Here is a 16,295-nt window from a genome sequence, read left to right on the forward strand (position 1 = left end):
TCTGGCGCGTTATCGATCTGGTCGAAAGCACGTGCAGAACCGCCGTAGGTTTTAGCCAGTACGGTAGTGATCGCTGCAGTCAGGGTAGTTTTACCGTGGTCAACGTGGCCGATAGTACCAACGTTAACGTGCGGTTTTGTACGTTCAAATTTTTCTTTAGACACGGCTATATTCCTTACTATAGCGCTCTCCCCTTCTGGAGAGAGCACGGGACTTTGGTTTTAACCCTGCGGCTTATTTGCCACGGGCTTCGATTACGGCCTGAGCGACGTTGTTCGGTGCATCATCATACTTCAGGAATTCCATGGTGTATGATGCGCGACCTTTAGTCAGAGAACGCAGCTGAGTTGCGTAGCCGAACATTTCGGACAACGGTACTTCAGCGTGGATCTTAACGCCAGTCACTTCAGATTCCTGACCGCGCAGCATGCCGCGACGACGGCTCAAGTCACCGATAACGTCACCGGTGTTCTCTTCTGGAGTCTCAACTTCAACCTTCATGATAGGCTCAAGCAGAACTGGTTTCGCTTTCTTAAAGCCTTCTTTAAAGGCGATAGACGCGGCCAGTTTAAACGCCAGTTCAGAGGAGTCAACGTCGTGGTAAGAACCGAAGTGCAGACGAATACCCATGTCTACTACCGGGTAACCAGCCAACGGACCAGACTTCAGCTGCTCCTGGATGCCTTTATCAACGGCAGGGATGTATTCGCCAGGAATTACACCACCTTTGATGTCGTTGATGAACTCGTAACCTTTCGGGTTAGAGCCCGGCTCCAGTGGGTACATGTCGATCACAACGTGACCGTACTGACCGCGACCACCAGACTGCTTGGCGTGCTTACCTTCAACATCGGTAATCTTCGCGCGAATCGCTTCGCGGTAAGCTACCTGAGGTTTGCCCACGTTAGCTTCAACGTTGAATTCACGCTTCATGCGGTCAACGATGATGTCGAGGTGCAGTTCACCCATACCGGCGATGATGGTCTGGTTAGACTCTTCGTCAGTCCATACGCGGAATGACGGGTCTTCTTTAGCCAGACGGCCCAGAGCCAGACCCATTTTTTCTTGGTCAGCTTTGGTTTTTGGTTCAACGGCGATAGAGATTACCGGCTCAGGGAATTCCATACGCTCCAGGATGATTGGAGAGTCTGGATCACACAGGGTGTCCCCGGTGGTCACGTCTTTCAGACCGATCGCAGCGGCGATGTCGCCTGCGCGAACTTCTTTGATCTCTTCACGCTTGTTGGCGTGCATCTGAACGATACGGCCGAAACGCTCGCGCGCAGCCTTAACGGAGTTCAGCACGGTGTCGCCGGAGTTAACAACGCCGGAGTACACGCGGAAGAAGGTCAGGTTACCCACGAACGGGTCGGTAGCGATTTTGAACGCCAGCGCAGAGAACGGCTCGTCATCACTTGCGTGACGCTCAGCCGGAGTATCTTTGCCATCGTCCAGGATACCGTTGATCGCAGGAACGTCAGTTGGTGCCGGCAGGTATTCGATTACCGCATCCAGCATTGCCTGTACGCCTTTGTTCTTGAACGCAGAACCACAGGTAACCAGGATGATTTCGTTGTTCAGCACGCGCTGACGCAGAGCGGATTTGATTTCTTCCTCGGTCAGCTCTTCGCCGCCCAGGTATTTTTCCATCAGCTCTTCGGAAGCTTCCGCAGCGGACTCGATCAGGTTCTGGCGCCATTCTTCAGCCAGATCCATCATGTCAGCCGGCACGTCTTCGTATTCGAAGGTTACGCCTGCGTCTTCTTCGTTCCAGTTGATCGCCTTCATCTTCACCAGGTCGATAACGCCGGTGAATTTGTCTTCTGCGCCGATAGCCAGCTGCAGAGGAACAGGGTTGGCGCCCAGACGAGTTTTGATCTGGCCTACAACTTTCAGGAAGTTAGCGCCCATACGGTCCATTTTGTTAACGAACGCGATACGTGGCACTTTGTATTTGTTAGCCTGACGCCATACGGTTTCAGACTGTGGCTGAACACCACCAACAGCACAGTAAACCATTACCGCGCCATCCAGCACACGCATGGAACGTTCTACTTCGATGGTGAAGTCAACGTGCCCTGGGGTGTCGATGATGTTTACGCGATGCGGTTCGAACTGCTTGGCCATACCAGACCAGAAGGCAGTAGTCGCTGCAGAAGTGATGGTAATACCACGCTCCTGCTCCTGTTCCATCCAGTCCATGGTGGCAGCGCCGTCATGAACTTCACCGATTTTGTGGTTTACACCGGTGTAGAACAGAATACGTTCGGTAGTGGTGGTTTTACCGGCGTCGATGTGAGCACTGATACCGATGTTACGGTAGCGTGCAATGGGTGTTGTACGAGCCATTTGATTCCTCTATTCCTAGGGCGTTCAAGTTCAGTTAACCCAAGCGGGCCGATTTGACGCGCCCGCTTGGTTAGCATGACTACAGCCGGATGATTACCAGCGGTAGTGGGCGAACGCCTTGTTGGCTTCGGCCATACGGTGAACGTCTTCACGCTTCTTAACAGCAGAACCTTTGTTCTCTGCTGCGTCAGACAGCTCGTTCGCCAGGCGCAGAGCCATGGATTTATCACCGCGTTTACGTGCAGCATCAACGATCCAACGCATTGCCAGAGCATTACGACGAACCGGGCGGACTTCAACTGGTACCTGATAAGTAGAACCGCCAACGCGACGCGACTTAACTTCTACAGTCGGGCGAACGTTGTCGAGAGCGACTTCGAAAGCTTCCAGGTGATCTTTACCAGAACGCTGAGCCAGGGTCTCCAGCGCGGTATAGACGATTGCTTCTGCAGTAGATTTTTTACCGTCTACCATCAGGATATTTACAAATTTGGCCAGCAGCTCAGATCCGAACTTAGGATCTGGCAGGATTTTACGTTGGCCGATTACGCGACGACGTGGCATGGAAATACTCCGTTGTTAATTCAGGATTGTCCAAAACTCTACGAGTTTATTTTGACATTAAAGTTAAAACGTTTGGCCTTACTTAACGGAGAACCATTAAGCCTTTGGCTTCTTCACGCCGTACTTGGAACGAGCTTGCTTACGGTCTTTAACACCGGAGCAGTCAAGTGCACCACGGACGGTGTGGTAACGCACACCCGGCAAGTCTTTTACACGACCGCCACGGATCAGGATTACGGAGTGTTCCTGCAGGTTGTGGCCTTCGCCACCGATGTAGGAAGTCACTTCGAAACCGTTGGTCAAACGCACACGGCAAACTTTACGCAGTGCGGAGTTTGGTTTTTTCGGGGTAGTGGTATATACGCGGGTGCATACGCCACGTTTCTGCGGGCAGGCTTCCAGCGCTGGAACGTTGCTTTTAGCAGCCTTCACAGAGCGTGGTTTGCGAACCAGCTGGTTAATTGTTGCCATTAAAAAAGCTCCTGGTTTTTGCTTCGTACTAGCTTCGTAAACATGTGATAAATCCCCTCGTATGCACTACTGGCAAAGTACGAGGACGCAGAATTTTATGGCTGACCAGTATGGGTGTCAAGAAATATACAACATCACTCTCATCACCAGGCCATTTGGCTGCGGTGTTGTTCGGTTAATTCAACGAAGTGATTATAGCCGACGACAGTGATTTTGTGCGAAAAATGACCAACCAATCCCCGAGCTTCCAGGTCGTCCTGCAGCGCATAAAGGGATATGGGGGCGGCGAGCAGCAATTCAAGATGAGCGCTGCCGGCAAGGCCTGCCAGCACGCCGTCCTGCAGCAGCAACAGCGCGTCGCCCTGCGCCGTCAGGCGCAGCAGCGCAGGCAGGTCACATTGGTTTGGCGAATGGCTCAGGGTATACAGCATCAGAGGATCCTAAAACGTCATCACGGCGTCGTAGCCGTCCAGTTCGCGGCGCAGTTCGTCCGGCGCCAGCACCTCGGCGTCCAGCACCCAATCGGTCACCTGGCTCAGTCCGCGTTCCTGCAGTGAAGCCTGGCACAGATAGCACCGCTCCACGTCATACAGCGGCAGCACGCCAAAGGTGGCAATGTAATTGCGCGCCAAAATCTTTTCCGGCTGTTGGCCCGGCAACAGCTGCAATACGCCATCGCCGACAAAAAACACCCCCACATCTTCACTGAGCGCCGACGTGGCGAGCAGCGCATCCAGCCCTTCCCTGCCGCCGGCGCCGCCGTGCGGCCCATGGGTGAAAACAAAAGCGACTCGTTTCATCCTATCCTCAGAACTGCACCAGACGGTCGCAACTTAGCGACGCTTCGGCCAGGGAACCCAACCCGCTCAGGGTAAAACCGGGCTGCAGGTTGGCGCTTGCCAGCCCCTGCTGCGCCGCCTCCTGCTCGTCGGTGACGCCGCGGCGCAACGCGGCGGCCACGCAGACGTTGAGCGCCACGCCGTGTTGCTGAGCCAGCTGCGCCCAACCGCGCACCAGGTCGAACTCATCGCTGGCGGGCGCGGTCAGCTGGTTGGCGTTCAACACCCCTTCGCGGTAGAAAAAGACGCTGGAAAGCCGGTGCCCTTTCGCCAGCAGGGCCTGAGCGAACTGATAGGCGCTGCTGGCCTGCTGCGTGCCGTAAGCCGGACCGGTGACCAACAGACAATAATCGAGCATCAACGGTCGCTTCCCAACAGATCGCCGCTCTTGAACTGGCGAATATACAAATACACGGTGTGTTTGGAGATATTCAGGCGATCCGCCACCTGATTGATCGCATCCTTGATGTCGAAGATGCCTTTCTCATAGAGGTTTAGCACTACCTGGCGGTTCTTGGCGTTATTGGATACCGAGCGATCGGCATTCACCTCTTCGATGGTGAACTCCAGCGTCTGCGCCACCAGATCGTCGACTGAAGAGGCGAAATTCACCGACGACGGCACGTCCTGCGTGGCCGGCGGCATAAAGGTCTGCATAATCTGCGAGAACGGCACATCGAGGTTCATGTTGATGCACAGCAGGCCGATTACCCGCTGTTCGCGATTGCGAATGGCGATGGTCACCGACTTCATCAGCACGCCGCTCTTGGCGCGGGTGAAGTAGGCTTTCGACACGCTGCTGTCGTCGCCGGCCATGTCGTGCAGCATGCGCAGCGCCAGGTCGGTGATCGGCGAACCGATTTTACGCCCGGTATGTTCCCCGTTGGCGATGCGCACCGCCGAACTGTTCAGGTCTTCCAGCGCGTGCAATACGATCTCGCAGTGGCCGCCGATCAACATCGCCAGCCCATCGACCACCGCTTCATAGGATTTCAGGATTTCATGATCCGTTTGAGTAAACGGACGTTCATTCAGCAAATCAAGTTCGCTGGCTTCGCTGGATAAAAGCGAATTCGACATCGAAGATACCACCCTCATAGATCGCCTGTGCCAGGGGGCGCAGCTAAAACCGCTCGGACCGGATCGCTACCGTCGTCGGCACGCCGCAGCGCGGCTGGCTGAGAGCAGCATAAACGGCACGATGACATCCGCGGGCGAGGCGGCCGGGAACAATTTTAGGTACACGCCCTAAGGGGCAGACGCATGACTGATAAGTCAGAATTATTAGTCTAGCAAAGCGGCCGGAGTAAAGTCCTTGCGTTTGCGCGTGGTATTGACGTTAAGCCCGATGCCCGGCAGGCGTCAAGCGTTCAATGGAGAGAGACGCGGCGGCGGTCGAAATGAAAACCGCCGCGGAGGGCATCCGCGGCGGTGGCAAACAGAGCGACGAGATTATTTCGCTTTAGCGTCTGCTTTCGCGTCAGCCGATTTTTCGGCTTTAGCGTCGGCTTTCGGCGCCGCTTTCACGTCCAGCAGCTCAACGTCGAACACCAGCGTGGAGTTAGCCGGGATGCCCGGAACGCCGGTTTTGCCGTAGGCCAATGCCGGCGGGATCACCAGCTTGATTTTGCCGCCTTTCTTGATGTGCTTCAGGCCTTCGGTCCAGCCCGGGATCACGCCATCCAGACGGAACGACAGCGGCTCGCCGCGGGTGTAGGAGTTATCGAACTCAGTACCGTCGGTCAGGGTGCCTTTGTAGTTTACTACCACGGTGTCGCTGTCTTTCGGCGCTTCACCCGCGCCCGGTTTCTCTACCTGGTACAGCAGGCCGGATTCGGTTTTCTTCACGCCTTTTTCTTTCGCGAAGCTGTCGCGGTACTTAGCGCCTTTGGTTTCGTTGTCCTTGGCGTCCTGTTCCATCTTCGCCTGAGCGGAAGCCTTCACGCGCGCTTCGAAGCCCTGCAGGGTCTTCTCGATGTCGGCGTCGTTCAGCTTGCTCTTGTTGGCGAACGCGTCCTGAACGCCGGCGATCAGCTGATCTTTGTCCAGCTTGATGCCCAGCTTCTCTTGCTCTTTCAGAGAGTTGTCCATGTAACGGCCGAGAGAGGCGCCCAGTGCGTAAGCGGCTTGCTCGTCGTCGTTTTTGAACTTGCCGGTGCTCGGTGCTGCCGCCGCGTCCGCTGGTTTAGCGGCTTCTGCCGGTTTGGCGGCATCGGCTGCCATGACCTGGGTCGCATTCAGAGCAAAAGCCATGGTGGTTGCCAGAAGCGTGACTTTAAACAAAGATTTCATCCATTTCTCCAGTGTCTGAAGCAATGCCCCAAACAATCATTAGGTAAGATAACCGGGCTACTATAGCTGCCTGAAACAAAACAAAACAGTCGCACAGGTAACCAATCGAGTCAAAGTGTGACTCCCGCTTTGCCAAGAAGTTTCCCCCTGTGTGCTACTCGCATGATAAATCAGATTTTTCTTGCAGAATATTCGGCGAGGTTAGCAAAAAACGGCGTATCGGGCGTGCAACTTTTCAGCACTTTACACTGCCGATCGCAACGTTGCGCGCCGCCTGGAGAAATAGCGCGAGCAAACCCGGCGTCAGCTGTTACCATAGCGCCGAATCAGGATTTTATCGCGTCAGAGGTAGCCTCATGCACAACGCCGACATTCAACGCCTGCTACAGCGGCTTGAAGAACTGGAGAGCCGCCAGGCCTTCCAAGAGCTCACCATCGAAGAGCTCAACCAGACCGTCATCCAGCATCAAATGGAAATGCTGAAGATGCGCGAACACCTGCGCATGTTGACCGACAAGCTGCGCTCGACCCAAACCTCAATGATCGCCTCGCAATCGGAAGAAACCCCTCCGCCGCACTATTGAGGGCCCGCTGCGCGGTTATTTCAGGCGTGCCAGCCCGTCGACGGCACGCTCGAGATAGCGGCGCGGGCACCCCAGGTTGATGCGGATAAAACCGCTCCCCTGCGGGCCGAAACCGCTGCCCATCGACGGCGCCAGCTTCGCCACCGCCACCAGCGCCTGCTGTAAGTCAGCATCGTTCAAACCCAGTGCACGGCAATCCAGCCAGGCGAGATAAGTCGCTTCAGCCTGGGTCATCGTGCACCAGGGCGCGGCGGCCGCCAGCGCCTGCTCAAACCAGCGCCGATTCTCCGCCAGGTAGTCGAGCAGCTCATCAAGCCAGGCAGCGCCCCGTTGATAGGCCGCGGTCGCCGCCGTCATCGACAGCGCGTTGAATACATCCAGCCCGTGGGCGTTCAGCCGATCGACAAACGCCTGCCGCAGCCGGGCATTGGGGATCAGAAAATTCGAAATGCGCAGCGAAGAGAGTCCGAAGGTTTTGCTGGCGGACGTCGCCGCAATCACTCGCTCGCGATATTCCTCGTCCAGATGCAACACCGATGTAAACGTCTCGCCGGGCAGCAGCAGATCGGCCCAAATTTCATCGGAGATCACCGTGACATCGTGGGCGTGGCAGATCGCCATGAGCCGCTCCAGTTCCTCGCGGCACCAGCAACGGCCGGTCGGATTGTGCGGATTGCACAGCAACAACAGCGGCGGTTTGCGCTGCGCCAGGCAGGCGGCCAGCTGGTCGAAATCGATCCGGTATCCCTGCGGGGTTTCCAGCAGCGGATTTTCAATCACCTCTCTGCCGTTCATGGTGACTATCTTGGCGAACGAGCCATAGTACGGCCCCTGCACCACCACGCCGTCCCCCGGCTTGCTGAGCAGTTGGATCAGCATCGCCACCCCCGGCACCACCCCTTCAATCGACGTGAACCACTCGCGCCGCAGCGGCAAGTCGTGCCGCTTGGCAAACCAGTCGATCGCCGCCTGGTAGTAGGCGTCGTCGCGTTCGCTGTAGCCAAAGACGCCGTGGTCCACCCGCTGATGCAGCGCCTGTTGCACCTCCGGCGGGCATGGAAAGTCGAAATCGGACACCCACATCGGCAACAATTCGCTGCCGTCCAGTTGCAGATAGCGGTCGATGAAGTCCCACTTCACGGAGCCGGTATTGTGGCGATCGATGATGGCGTTGAAATGACTCGTCATGTCAGGCTTCCTTACGCTGCAAGTCGTTCTGAGGTTGGAGTTTGGCGATACCGAAGCCGGTGAAGCCATAAATCAGGGCGAACACCACTGCGACATAACATTGGATCGCCCACGGCAGCAGATCGAGCGTGCTCACTCCCAGCGTGGTCGCCATGTAAATACCGGCGGCCGTCCACGGGATCAGCGGCTCGATGACGGTGCCCGCATCTTCGACGGTGCGCGACAGGTTTTTGTTGTCCAGCCCCATGTGTCGATAGGCCCCTTTGAACAGCTCCGCCGGGATCAGCAGCGCCAGCTTGCCGTCGCTGGTCGCGCCGGTCACCAGGATGGTGGTGGCAACGGTAGCGGCGATCAGCTGGCCGGTGGTGTGCACCACTTTCAGCAGCCGGCTGATGATCACCGTCAACGCGCCGGTAAGCGTCAAGGCGCCGGCGAAGGAAAAGGCGCAGAACACCAGCAGGATCGTACTCATCATCGAGAACATGCCGCCGCGGTTCAGCAGGCGCGGCACATCGGCGACGATCCCTTCAACGTTATGGCCCTGGCTGGCGAACATCGACAGATTGAAACCGTCCATCAACGCATTCAGCCCCTGTTGCAGGCTAAAACCCTGCAGCGCGACGCCGATGGCGATCGCCAGCGCGCAGGCGGCCAGCATGACGGGGATCACCGGCCGTTTGGTCACCGCGCCCCACAGCACCAGCACCGGCGGCAGGATCAACAGCAGATTGAAATGGTACAATCCCTCAAGCGCGCTGACGATTTCGGTCACTTTTTCCGGCGTTGCCACGCTGCCCACCGCGCCGGTGTGGCCGGCGATCAGGTACACCACGGCGGCCAGGATGAAGCTCGGCAGCGTCGTGTACATCAGATGCTGGATATGGCTGTAGAGATCGGTATCCGCGACGATAGCCGCGAAGTTCGTCGAATCGGACAACGGGGAAATTTTGTCGCCGAAGTAGGCGCCGGACACCACCGCCCCGGCCGCGGCGGCCAGCGGCACGTCCAGACCGGCGGCCACGCCCATCAGCGCCACGCCCACGGTGCCGGCCGCCCCCCACGAGGTACCGGTGCACACCGAGATCACGCTGGTGATAAAGAACGCGGCGATCAGAATGTATTGCGGGCTAATCAGCTTCAGCCCCCAATACACCATGTAAGGGATTGTTCCGCTGATCATCCAGGTGCCGATCAGCCCGCCCACGCAGATCAGGATCATGATCACCGGCATTGCCTTAGCCAGCTTGGCCACGATGGCCCCGATGATGTCATCCCAGCGGTAGCCTTGCCACCAGGCCAACGCGGCGGCGATGGCGGCGGAAACCAGCAGCAGCGGTTCAATGCGCAGGCCAAACTGGCCATAGCCGATGATGAGCAGCAACAGCATGGCCACAATCGGCAGCGTCGCCAGCCCAAGGTTGAGCGTTTTCTTATTATCCATATACGGCTCCTGTTGAAGAGGGGGTACTGCAACAGCGTAATGGCTTCGGTAATCGGAGGATGTGAGCGCAGGCCACTGGCCATGTAATCGGTTTCATGAGATGGCGTTATGTGAGCCGCCTCTCATTCGCCGCGCTTGCTTTGCTCAGTCCTCTCACCATCGGCGACGGAGTCTCGCAGGATAAGTTCGGCCGAAAAGCGGTTGTTACGTGGCACGATGTCGCTGCCGCTGTGGATTTGTAGCGCCAGACGCGCGGCACGTCGGGCCATTTTCTCGATGGGGTAATGCACGGTGGTCAACGCGGGGTGGAGATATTTCGCCAGGGCAATGTCGTCAAAACCGACGATCGACAGCGCTTCAGGCAACTGGACTTGCCGTTGGTGGCAGGTGCGCATCATGCCGGCGGCCATCACGTCGTTGAACGTCACTGCGGCGGTGAAGCGTTGGTCGCTGGCCAGAACGCGCTCGGCCGCCAGTTCGCCCCCTCTTTCATTGAAGGGCACGCTGATGATCCAGCTGCCGGGCACCTCAATGCCGCCGGCGGCCATGGCCTGGCGGTAACCCGCTAACCGCTGCGCGCGGTCGTCGATCGGCAGATCCGTTGTCACGCAGGCGATTCTCCGATGCCCCTGACGAATGAGCAGCTTGGTCGCCGTCTGCGCCGCATTGGCGTTGTCGAGCCAGATGCAACGGTTGGCGATGGCGGGCAGGTAACGGTTGATCAGCACCAGCGCGGGCGTGTGGGCGGCGTAGCGCAGCAGCTCCTCCTGCCCCATGCGCGTGACGTGCGCCACGATGGCTTCGCATCCCTGATTGATGAGAAAGTCGAGGCCGCTTTTTTCCAGTTCGGCCTGATGCCCGCCGCTGCACAACATCAAACGCACGCCGGCCTGTCGCGTGATGTCTTCCACGCCCCGCGCCAGGCGTGAAAAAAACGGATCGTCGAGGTTGCCGGTCAGCAACCCCAGCATATTGCCGCTTCTTTTCGCCAGCGCCAGCGCGGCGGCGTTGCGGTGGTAGTTAAACTCGCGCATCGCCTTCTCGACGCGTTCGCGGGTCACCGGTTCAACGTAGGCGGTATTATTGATCACCCGGCTGACGGTGGCCGTGGAAACGCCGGCGCGGCGCGCAACGTCTTTCATGGTGGCCATGGCATGTCCTGTTGTGCCGTTCGGCGCCCGGTGCGCCGCGCATAAAAAAGGGCAGCCGATGGCCGCCCTCTTGTCTCGTGATCGCGTTCTGCTTAGTGGCAGCCGCAACCGCCGTTACCGCAACCGCCTTTACCGTGGTCGTGACCATGGTCGTGATCGTGGCTGTGGCCGTGACCGCCGCAGCAGCCTTCACCGTGTTCGTGGTGATGGTCGTGCTCGCCGTGTACGTGACCGTGCGCCAGTTCTTCTGCGGTCGCTTCGCGGATCGCGACAACTTCCACGTTGAAGTTCAGGTTTTGGCCGGCCAGCATGTGGTTGCCGTCAACCACCACGTGGTCGCCGTCAACTTCGGTGATTTCAACCGGTACCGGGCCCTGATCGGTGTCAGCCAGGAAACGCATGCCGACCTGCAGTTCGTCAACGCCCATGAAGACGTCTTTCGGTACGCGCTGCACCAGGTTTTCGTCGTAGTTGCCGTACGCGTCGTTCGCGCCGACGTGAACGTCAAAACGATCGCCAACGTCGTGGCCTTCGAGCGCTTTTTCCAGACCTGCGATCAGAGAACCATGCCCGTGCAGATAGTCCAGCGGTGCGCTCACCGGAGACTCATCAACCAAAACACCGTCTTCTGTACGTACTTGGTAAGCCAGGCTGACCACCAAGTCTTTTGCTACTTTCATGATATCTCCTACCGTTGGCTACTAGGACGCGCACCGTTATCGGGATGCGCGCCTTTTCCGGACAGATTGTAACGGAAATCTGCCTCGCTGTACCCTCCGGGATAAAAAAACGCTACTTCGGCTGAAAAATGCCGATCACCTGCTCTTGCGGGCGAACGTGTTTTTCCACCTGTTGTTCGGTCTGGCGCTGGTGATGACCGCACTTGACGCACTCCACCACTTCCACCTGATCCTCCCGCCACACCGCCAGCGTATCCATGGCGCTACAGCTTGGGCACACCGCCCCGGCGATAAATCTCTTACGTGTTGCAGACATCGTTATGCTCCCGCTTATTCGTATTCATCCCAGCCGTCAAACTGGCGACTTTCTTTTTGCATTTCGCGATGGAACAGCTCTTCCAGCTCGCGCCGCGCCTCTTTCACGCGGGAAATTTGCGCCACGTCGCCCTGATGCGGCGGCATCAGTTCACGCAGCATGCGCATATCCAGGCGGCGGAAATGCTGCTGGGCGCGGAAGGCCTGATGGGGGTGCATGCCCAACTCCATCAACGCCTTGCGCCCCAGTTCCAGCGCGCTGGAGAAGGTTTCGCGGCTGAACTGTTTCACGCCCGCCTGCAGCAACTCATGCGCCTCCACGCGGCCGCGTGCCCGCGCCAGAATACTCAGATTCGGGAAGTGCTGCTGGCACAGCCGCACGATCTCCATGGTGTCTTCCGGCTCATTGCAGGTAATCACGATCGACTTGGCCTTTTCGGCGCCCGCCGCGCGCAACAGCTCCAACTCGGTGGCGTCGCCGTAATAAACCTGATATCCGTAACGCCGCAGCACCCCGACGGCGCTGACGTCGCGTTCCAGTACGGTAATGCGCATTTTGTTGGCCATCAACAGGCGGCCGATCACCTGGCCGAAACGCCCGAAGCCAACGATGATCACCTGAGGATCGTCGTCCTCTACGTACGGCGTCTCCTCGTCTTCGCCTTTGGCGTTATAGCGGCGCGCCAAAATGCGGTCGATGGCCTGCATGAGTAACGGTGTGGTCATCATCGACAGCGTCACTACCACCAACAGCAAAGAGAGTTGATCCGGCTGCAGCACCTTTTGCGCGCCCGCCGCAGAAAACAGCACGAAGGCAAACTCACCGCCCTGGCTGAGCACGCCGGCAAACTGCAGGCGCACCGAACTACGCAGGCCGAACAGGCGCGACACGCCGTAGAGCACGCCGGATTTCACCGCCACCAACGCCAGTACGCCGATCAACACCTCGGCCAGATGGGTGTAGAGCACGCCGATATTCAACACCATGCCCACCGAGATAAAGAACAGTCCCAGCAGCAGCCCTTTAAACGGCTCGATGGAGATCTCCAGTTCGTGGCGGTATTCGCTCTCCGCCAGCAGCACGCCGGCAATGAAGGTGCCGAGCGCCATCGACAGGCCAAGCGTCTCCATAAACAGCGCCGAGCCGAGCACCAGCAACAGCGCCGCGGCAGTGAAGATCTCGCGCACGCCGGAAGCGGCGATATAGCGGAACAGCGGCCGCAGCAGGAAGCGGCCGCCGATCAGCATGCCGCCGAACGCCGCCACCTTGAGCGCGATCTTCGCCCAGTCGTCGCTGGTGCCGCCGGCGCCGGCCAGAATGGGGATCAACGCCAGCGCCGGGATCACCGCCATATCCTGGAACAGCAGCACCGAGAAACCCAGCTGCCCGCCTTCGTTGCGATTCATGCCCTTTTCGCGCATCAGCTGCAGCGCCATGGCGGTGGAAGACATCGCCAGGCCGATACCGCCTATCACCGCCGCCTGCCAGGCGAAGTGCGTCAGGTACAGCAACGCGCCCAGCACCGCCGCGGTGATCAACACCTGGCCGGCGCCGGCGCCGAAGATCGAGCGCCGCAGCTCCCACAGCTTGCTGGGGTTCAGCTCCAGGCCGATGATGAACATCAGGAACACCACGCCCAACTCGGAGAAGTGCAGGATCTCGTCAACGTCGCGAATGAAGCCCAATCCCCACGGGCCGATGGCGATACCGGCGATCAGATAGCCCAGCACCGCGCCGATCCCCAGACGGCGGGCAATCGGCACCGTCACCACCGCGGCGAACAGGAACAGCAAAATGGCGGTCAGTAAGGTCGATCCTTCCATGATCATCGTCCTCCGTGCGGCAGCGGGTGGCTCAGCCAGTCCCCGTAGGCGTCCGCATGGCTGCGCAGCACCTCCGGCTTTTGCCGCCGCGCCCAATACACCACGAACGGCGTCAACCAATGCATATGGCACATCCCGGCGGTCAGCTCGAACGGCCGCAGGATATCTTCCATCGGATAGTGGTTATAACCGCCGGTACGGTAGGCGCCTTCCGGCTCGCCGGTGGTGATCACCGAGCGCCAGTATTTGCCCGCCAGCGCATTGCCGCCCACGCCGCTGGCGAAGCCGCGCGCCAGCACGCGATCCAGCCACTCCTTCAGCAGCGCCGGGCAGCTGTAGGTATAAAGAGGATGCTGAAACACGATGACCTGGTGCTCACGCAGCAGCTGTTGTTCGTGATGGATATCGATAAAAAAATCAGGATAGTGCGCGTAGAGATCGTGCACGGTGACATGTTCCAACTGCTGCGCCGGTCGAAGCAAAACCCGGTTCGCCACCGAGTCATGAGATTCCGGATGGGCATACAGCAGCAAGACCTTGGGCGGCTGCGACATCATTCCCCTCCAAAGCGTCGTCAGGGTAGCGGTTTTCCGTTACCATGCATCGCAAAGACAAAAACAGCGCGCGGTGCGCGTTCTGTTACCTTAATGATAATTTAACATACTCTGAACATACGGCGCTTTATGATTGTATTCTCCTCGCTACAAATCCGACGCGGCATCCGCGTCCTGCTGGACAACGCCACGGCGACGGTTAATCCAGGTCAGAAGGTCGGCCTGGTGGGCAAAAACGGCTGCGGCAAATCCACGCTGTTGTCGCTGCTGAAGGGCGAGATCGCGGCGGACGGCGGCAGCTTCACCTTCCCCGGCAACTGGGCGCTGGCCTGGGTCAACCAGGAGACGCCGGCGCTGGACGTGCCGGCGATCGAGTATGTTATCGACGGCGACCGCGAGTTTCGCCAGCTTGAAGCCGAGTTGCAGGCGGCCAACGATCGCAACGACGGCCACGCCATCGCCACCCTGCACGGCAAGCTGGACGCCATCGACGCCTGGACCATCCGTTCCCGCGCCGCCAGCCTGCTGCACGGCCTCGGCTTCTCCAACGAACAGCTGCAAAGCCCGGTGCGCGACTTTTCCGGCGGCTGGCGCATGCGCCTCAACCTGGCGCAGGCGCTGGTGTGCCGTTCCGATCTGCTGCTGCTCGACGAACCGACCAACCACCTGGATCTCGATGCGGTGATCTGGCTGGAGCGCTGGCTGAAAAGCTATTCCGGCACGCTGGTGCTGATCTCGCACGACCGCGACTTCCTCGATCCGATCGTCGACAAGATCCTGCATATCGAACAGCAGACGATGAACGAGTACACCGGCAACTACTCGTCGTTCGAACGCCAGCGCGCTACCAAGCTGGCGCAGCAGCAGTCGCTGTATCAGCACCAGCAAGAGAAAGTGGCGCACCTGCAAAGCTATATCGACCGTTTCCGCGCGCAGGCCACCAAGGCCAAACAGGCGCAGAGCCGCATCAAGATGCTGGAGCGCATGGAGCTGATAGCCCCGGCGCACGTCGACAACCCGTTCACCTTCAGCTTCCGCCCGCCGGAAAGCCTGCCGAACCCGCTGCTGCGCATGGAAAAAGTCAGCGCCGGGTATGGCGATAAAGTGATCCTGAAGTCAATCAAGCTGAACCTGGTGCCCGGCTCGCGCATTGGCCTGCTCGGCCGCAACGGCGCCGGGAAATCGACGCTGATCAAACTGCTGGCCGGCACCCTGGAGCCGCTGAGCGGCGAGATCGGCCTGGCGAAAGGCATCAAGCTGGGTTACTTCGCCCAGCATCAGCTGGAATTTTTGCGCGCCGACGAATCGCCGCTGCAGCACCTGAGCCGCATCGCCCCAAGGGTGCTGGAGCAGCAGCTGCGCGACTATCTGGGCGGTTTCGGCTTCCAGGGCGACAAGGTCAGCGAAATGACCGAGCGTTTCTCCGGCGGCGAGAAGGCGCGGCTGGTGCTGGCGCTGATCGTCTGGCAGCGCCCGAACCTGCTGCTGCTCGATGAACCGACCAACCACCTGGATCTCGACATGCGTCAGGCGCTGACCGAGGCGCTGATCGATTTCGAAGGCGCGTTGGTGGTGGTATCGCACGACCGTCACCTGCTGCGCTCCACCACCGACGATCTGTACCTGGTGCACGATGGCCAGGTCGAGCCTTTCGAGGGCGATCTCGACGATTATCAGCAGTGGCTTGTCGACCTGCAGCGCCAGGAAAGCCAGCAGGACGCGCCGGAAAAAGAGAGCGGCGGCAACAGCGCGCAGGCGCGCAAGGATCAAAAACGCCGCGAGGCGGAGTTCCGTACGCAGACCCAACCGCTGCGCAAGCAGATCGCCAAGCTGGAACAGCAGATGGAAAAACTGGGCGCCGAACTGGCGGCGGTGGAGGAACAGTTGGCGGATCCCGCGCTGTACGACATCAGCCGCAAGGCCGAGTTGACCGACTGCCTGCAAAAGCAAAGCCAGGCCAAATCCGCGCTGGAAGAGACGGAAATGACCTGGCTGGATGCGCAGGAACAGCTGGAGCAGTTAACGCAGGCGTTCGAAGCCTAA

General features: G+C 59.0%; 18 protein-coding genes. 2 read left to right on the forward strand and 16 right to left on the reverse strand.

Annotation, left to right across the window (positions count from 1 at the left end):
• From ACJ8QF_RS21695 to fkpA, 9 genes are all read right to left on the reverse strand, one after another.
• Positions 1–164: GTP-binding protein (locus tag ACJ8QF_RS21695; RefSeq protein ID WP_023158627.1), on the reverse strand; the 164-nt coding region annotated here is incomplete at its 3' end.
• Between the two features lie 70 nt (positions 165–234).
• Entirely contained in the window at positions 235–2,349 is a 2,115-nt protein-coding gene (fusA, locus tag ACJ8QF_RS21700; protein WP_004930429.1) for an elongation factor G, read from the reverse strand.
• 93 nt (positions 2,350–2,442) lie between these two features.
• Positions 2,443–2,913, reverse strand: coding sequence for a 30S ribosomal protein S7 (rpsG, locus tag ACJ8QF_RS21705; protein WP_004956203.1), 471 nt, complete (start codon positions 2,911–2,913; stop codon positions 2,443–2,445).
• A gap of 96 nt (positions 2,914–3,009) precedes the next feature.
• Complete coding sequence (gene rpsL / locus ACJ8QF_RS21710) at positions 3,010–3,384, reverse strand: 30S ribosomal protein S12 (protein ID WP_004930426.1); 375 nt, start codon at positions 3,382–3,384, stop codon at positions 3,010–3,012.
• A gap of 143 nt (positions 3,385–3,527) precedes the next feature.
• Entirely contained in the window at positions 3,528–3,815 is a 288-nt protein-coding gene (gene tusB / locus ACJ8QF_RS21715; RefSeq protein ID WP_004930424.1) for a sulfurtransferase complex subunit TusB, read from the reverse strand.
• A 9-nt stretch (positions 3,816–3,824) separates the two neighbouring features.
• Complete coding sequence (gene tusC, locus ACJ8QF_RS21720) at positions 3,825–4,184, reverse strand: sulfurtransferase complex subunit TusC (RefSeq protein ID WP_004930422.1); 360 nt, start codon at positions 4,182–4,184, stop codon at positions 3,825–3,827.
• A gap of 7 nt (positions 4,185–4,191) precedes the next feature.
• A complete protein-coding gene (gene tusD / locus ACJ8QF_RS21725) occupies positions 4,192–4,581 on the reverse strand; it encodes a sulfurtransferase complex subunit TusD (RefSeq protein WP_015379269.1) in 390 nt (129 codons plus the stop codon).
• Positions 4,581–5,303, reverse strand: coding sequence for a helix-turn-helix transcriptional regulator (locus ACJ8QF_RS21730; RefSeq protein WP_004930418.1), 723 nt, complete (start codon positions 5,301–5,303; stop codon positions 4,581–4,583). The genes tusD and ACJ8QF_RS21730 overlap by 1 nt, the downstream gene beginning before the upstream one ends.
• A 372-nt stretch (positions 5,304–5,675) precedes the next feature.
• Positions 5,676–6,515, reverse strand: coding sequence for an FKBP-type peptidyl-prolyl cis-trans isomerase (gene fkpA / locus ACJ8QF_RS21735; protein WP_015379270.1), 840 nt, complete (start codon positions 6,513–6,515; stop codon positions 5,676–5,678).
• A 356-nt stretch (positions 6,516–6,871) separates the two neighbouring features.
• Between fkpA and ACJ8QF_RS21740 the strand changes: the two genes are divergently transcribed.
• Positions 6,872–7,099, forward strand: a complete 228-nt coding sequence (locus tag ACJ8QF_RS21740; RefSeq protein ID WP_004930414.1) for a SlyX family protein — start codon at positions 6,872–6,874, stop codon at positions 7,097–7,099.
• A 15-nt stretch (positions 7,100–7,114) separates the two neighbouring features.
• Here ACJ8QF_RS21740 and ACJ8QF_RS21745 read toward each other — a convergent pair whose 3' ends face one another.
• The 7 genes from ACJ8QF_RS21745 to kefG all read right to left on the reverse strand — a co-directional run bounded on the left by ACJ8QF_RS21745 (position 7,115) and on the right by kefG (position 14,252).
• On the reverse strand, positions 7,115–8,287 hold the full coding sequence (locus ACJ8QF_RS21745) for a MalY/PatB family protein (protein ID WP_442537852.1): 1,173 nt from the start codon (positions 8,285–8,287) through the stop codon (positions 7,115–7,117).
• A gap of 1 nt (position 8,288) precedes the next feature.
• The gene (gene nhaC / locus ACJ8QF_RS21750) at positions 8,289–9,728 is read right to left on the reverse strand and encodes a Na+/H+ antiporter NhaC (protein ID WP_154871798.1); all 1,440 of its coding nucleotides are present in this window, start codon (positions 9,726–9,728) and stop codon (positions 8,289–8,291) included.
• 122 nt (positions 9,729–9,850) lie between these two features.
• Entirely contained in the window at positions 9,851–10,879 is a 1,029-nt protein-coding gene (locus ACJ8QF_RS21755) for a LacI family DNA-binding transcriptional regulator (RefSeq protein ID WP_154871799.1), read from the reverse strand.
• Positions 10,880–10,971: 92 nt separating this feature from the next.
• Positions 10,972–11,559 (reverse strand): peptidylprolyl isomerase, encoded by a 588-nt coding sequence (slyD, locus tag ACJ8QF_RS21760; protein ID WP_004930407.1) that lies wholly within the window; start codon positions 11,557–11,559, stop codon positions 10,972–10,974.
• Between the two features lie 112 nt (positions 11,560–11,671).
• Positions 11,672–11,875, reverse strand: a complete 204-nt coding sequence (locus ACJ8QF_RS21765; protein WP_015379274.1) for a YheV family putative zinc ribbon protein — start codon at positions 11,873–11,875, stop codon at positions 11,672–11,674.
• Between the two features lie 14 nt (positions 11,876–11,889).
• The gene (gene kefB / locus ACJ8QF_RS21770; RefSeq protein WP_015379275.1) at positions 11,890–13,698 is read right to left on the reverse strand and encodes a glutathione-regulated potassium-efflux system protein KefB; all 1,809 of its coding nucleotides are present in this window, start codon (positions 13,696–13,698) and stop codon (positions 11,890–11,892) included.
• Between the two features lie 2 nt (positions 13,699–13,700).
• Complete coding sequence (kefG, locus tag ACJ8QF_RS21775; RefSeq protein ID WP_004930395.1) at positions 13,701–14,252, reverse strand: glutathione-regulated potassium-efflux system ancillary protein KefG; 552 nt, start codon at positions 14,250–14,252, stop codon at positions 13,701–13,703.
• 129 nt (positions 14,253–14,381) lie between these two features.
• On the opposite strand from kefG, the gene ACJ8QF_RS21780 reads away from it, so the two are divergent.
• Positions 14,382–16,295, forward strand: a complete 1,914-nt coding sequence (locus ACJ8QF_RS21780) for an ABC transporter ATP-binding protein (protein ID WP_351007114.1) — start codon at positions 14,382–14,384, stop codon at positions 16,293–16,295.

Source organism: Serratia sp. CY81684 (assembly GCF_052166595.1).
In the GTDB taxonomy this organism is placed as follows: Bacteria; Pseudomonadota; Gammaproteobacteria; order Enterobacterales; family Enterobacteriaceae; genus Serratia; species Serratia nematodiphila.

Coding starts and splice junctions, on each gene's coding strand:
- fkpA (WP_015379270.1), bottom strand. CDS start 6,515: ATGAAATCTTTGTTTAAAGTCACGCTTCTGGCAACCACCATGGCTTTT.
- kefG (WP_004930395.1), bottom strand. CDS start 14,252: ATGTCGCAGCCGCCCAAGGTCTTGCTGCTGTATGCCCATCCGGAATCT.
- tusC (WP_004930422.1), bottom strand. CDS start 4,184: ATGAAACGAGTCGCTTTTGTTTTCACCCATGGGCCGCACGGCGGCGCC.
- ACJ8QF_RS21745 (WP_442537852.1), bottom strand. CDS start 8,287: ATGACGAGTCATTTCAACGCCATCATCGATCGCCACAATACCGGCTCC.
- ACJ8QF_RS21755 (WP_154871799.1), bottom strand. CDS start 10,879: ATGGCCACCATGAAAGACGTTGCGCGCCGCGCCGGCGTTTCCACGGCC.
- ACJ8QF_RS21765 (WP_015379274.1), bottom strand. CDS start 11,875: ATGTCTGCAACACGTAAGAGATTTATCGCCGGGGCGGTGTGCCCAAGC.
- tusD (WP_015379269.1), bottom strand. CDS start 4,581: ATGCTCGATTATTGTCTGTTGGTCACCGGTCCGGCTTACGGCACGCAG.
- nhaC (WP_154871798.1), bottom strand. CDS start 9,728: ATGGATAATAAGAAAACGCTCAACCTTGGGCTGGCGACGCTGCCGATT.
- ACJ8QF_RS21730 (WP_004930418.1), bottom strand. CDS start 5,303: ATGTCGAATTCGCTTTTATCCAGCGAAGCCAGCGAACTTGATTTGCTG.
- ACJ8QF_RS21780 (WP_351007114.1), top strand. CDS start 14,382: ATGATTGTATTCTCCTCGCTACAAATCCGACGCGGCATCCGCGTCCTG.
- slyD (WP_004930407.1), bottom strand. CDS start 11,559: ATGAAAGTAGCAAAAGACTTGGTGGTCAGCCTGGCTTACCAAGTACGT.
- rpsL (WP_004930426.1), bottom strand. CDS start 3,384: ATGGCAACAATTAACCAGCTGGTTCGCAAACCACGCTCTGTGAAGGCT.
- ACJ8QF_RS21740 (WP_004930414.1), top strand. CDS start 6,872: ATGCACAACGCCGACATTCAACGCCTGCTACAGCGGCTTGAAGAACTG.
- rpsG (WP_004956203.1), bottom strand. CDS start 2,913: ATGCCACGTCGTCGCGTAATCGGCCAACGTAAAATCCTGCCAGATCCT.
- kefB (WP_015379275.1), bottom strand. CDS start 13,698: ATGGAAGGATCGACCTTACTGACCGCCATTTTGCTGTTCCTGTTCGCC.
- tusB (WP_004930424.1), bottom strand. CDS start 3,815: ATGCTGTATACCCTGAGCCATTCGCCAAACCAATGTGACCTGCCTGCG.
- fusA (WP_004930429.1), bottom strand. CDS start 2,349: ATGGCTCGTACAACACCCATTGCACGCTACCGTAACATCGGTATCAGT.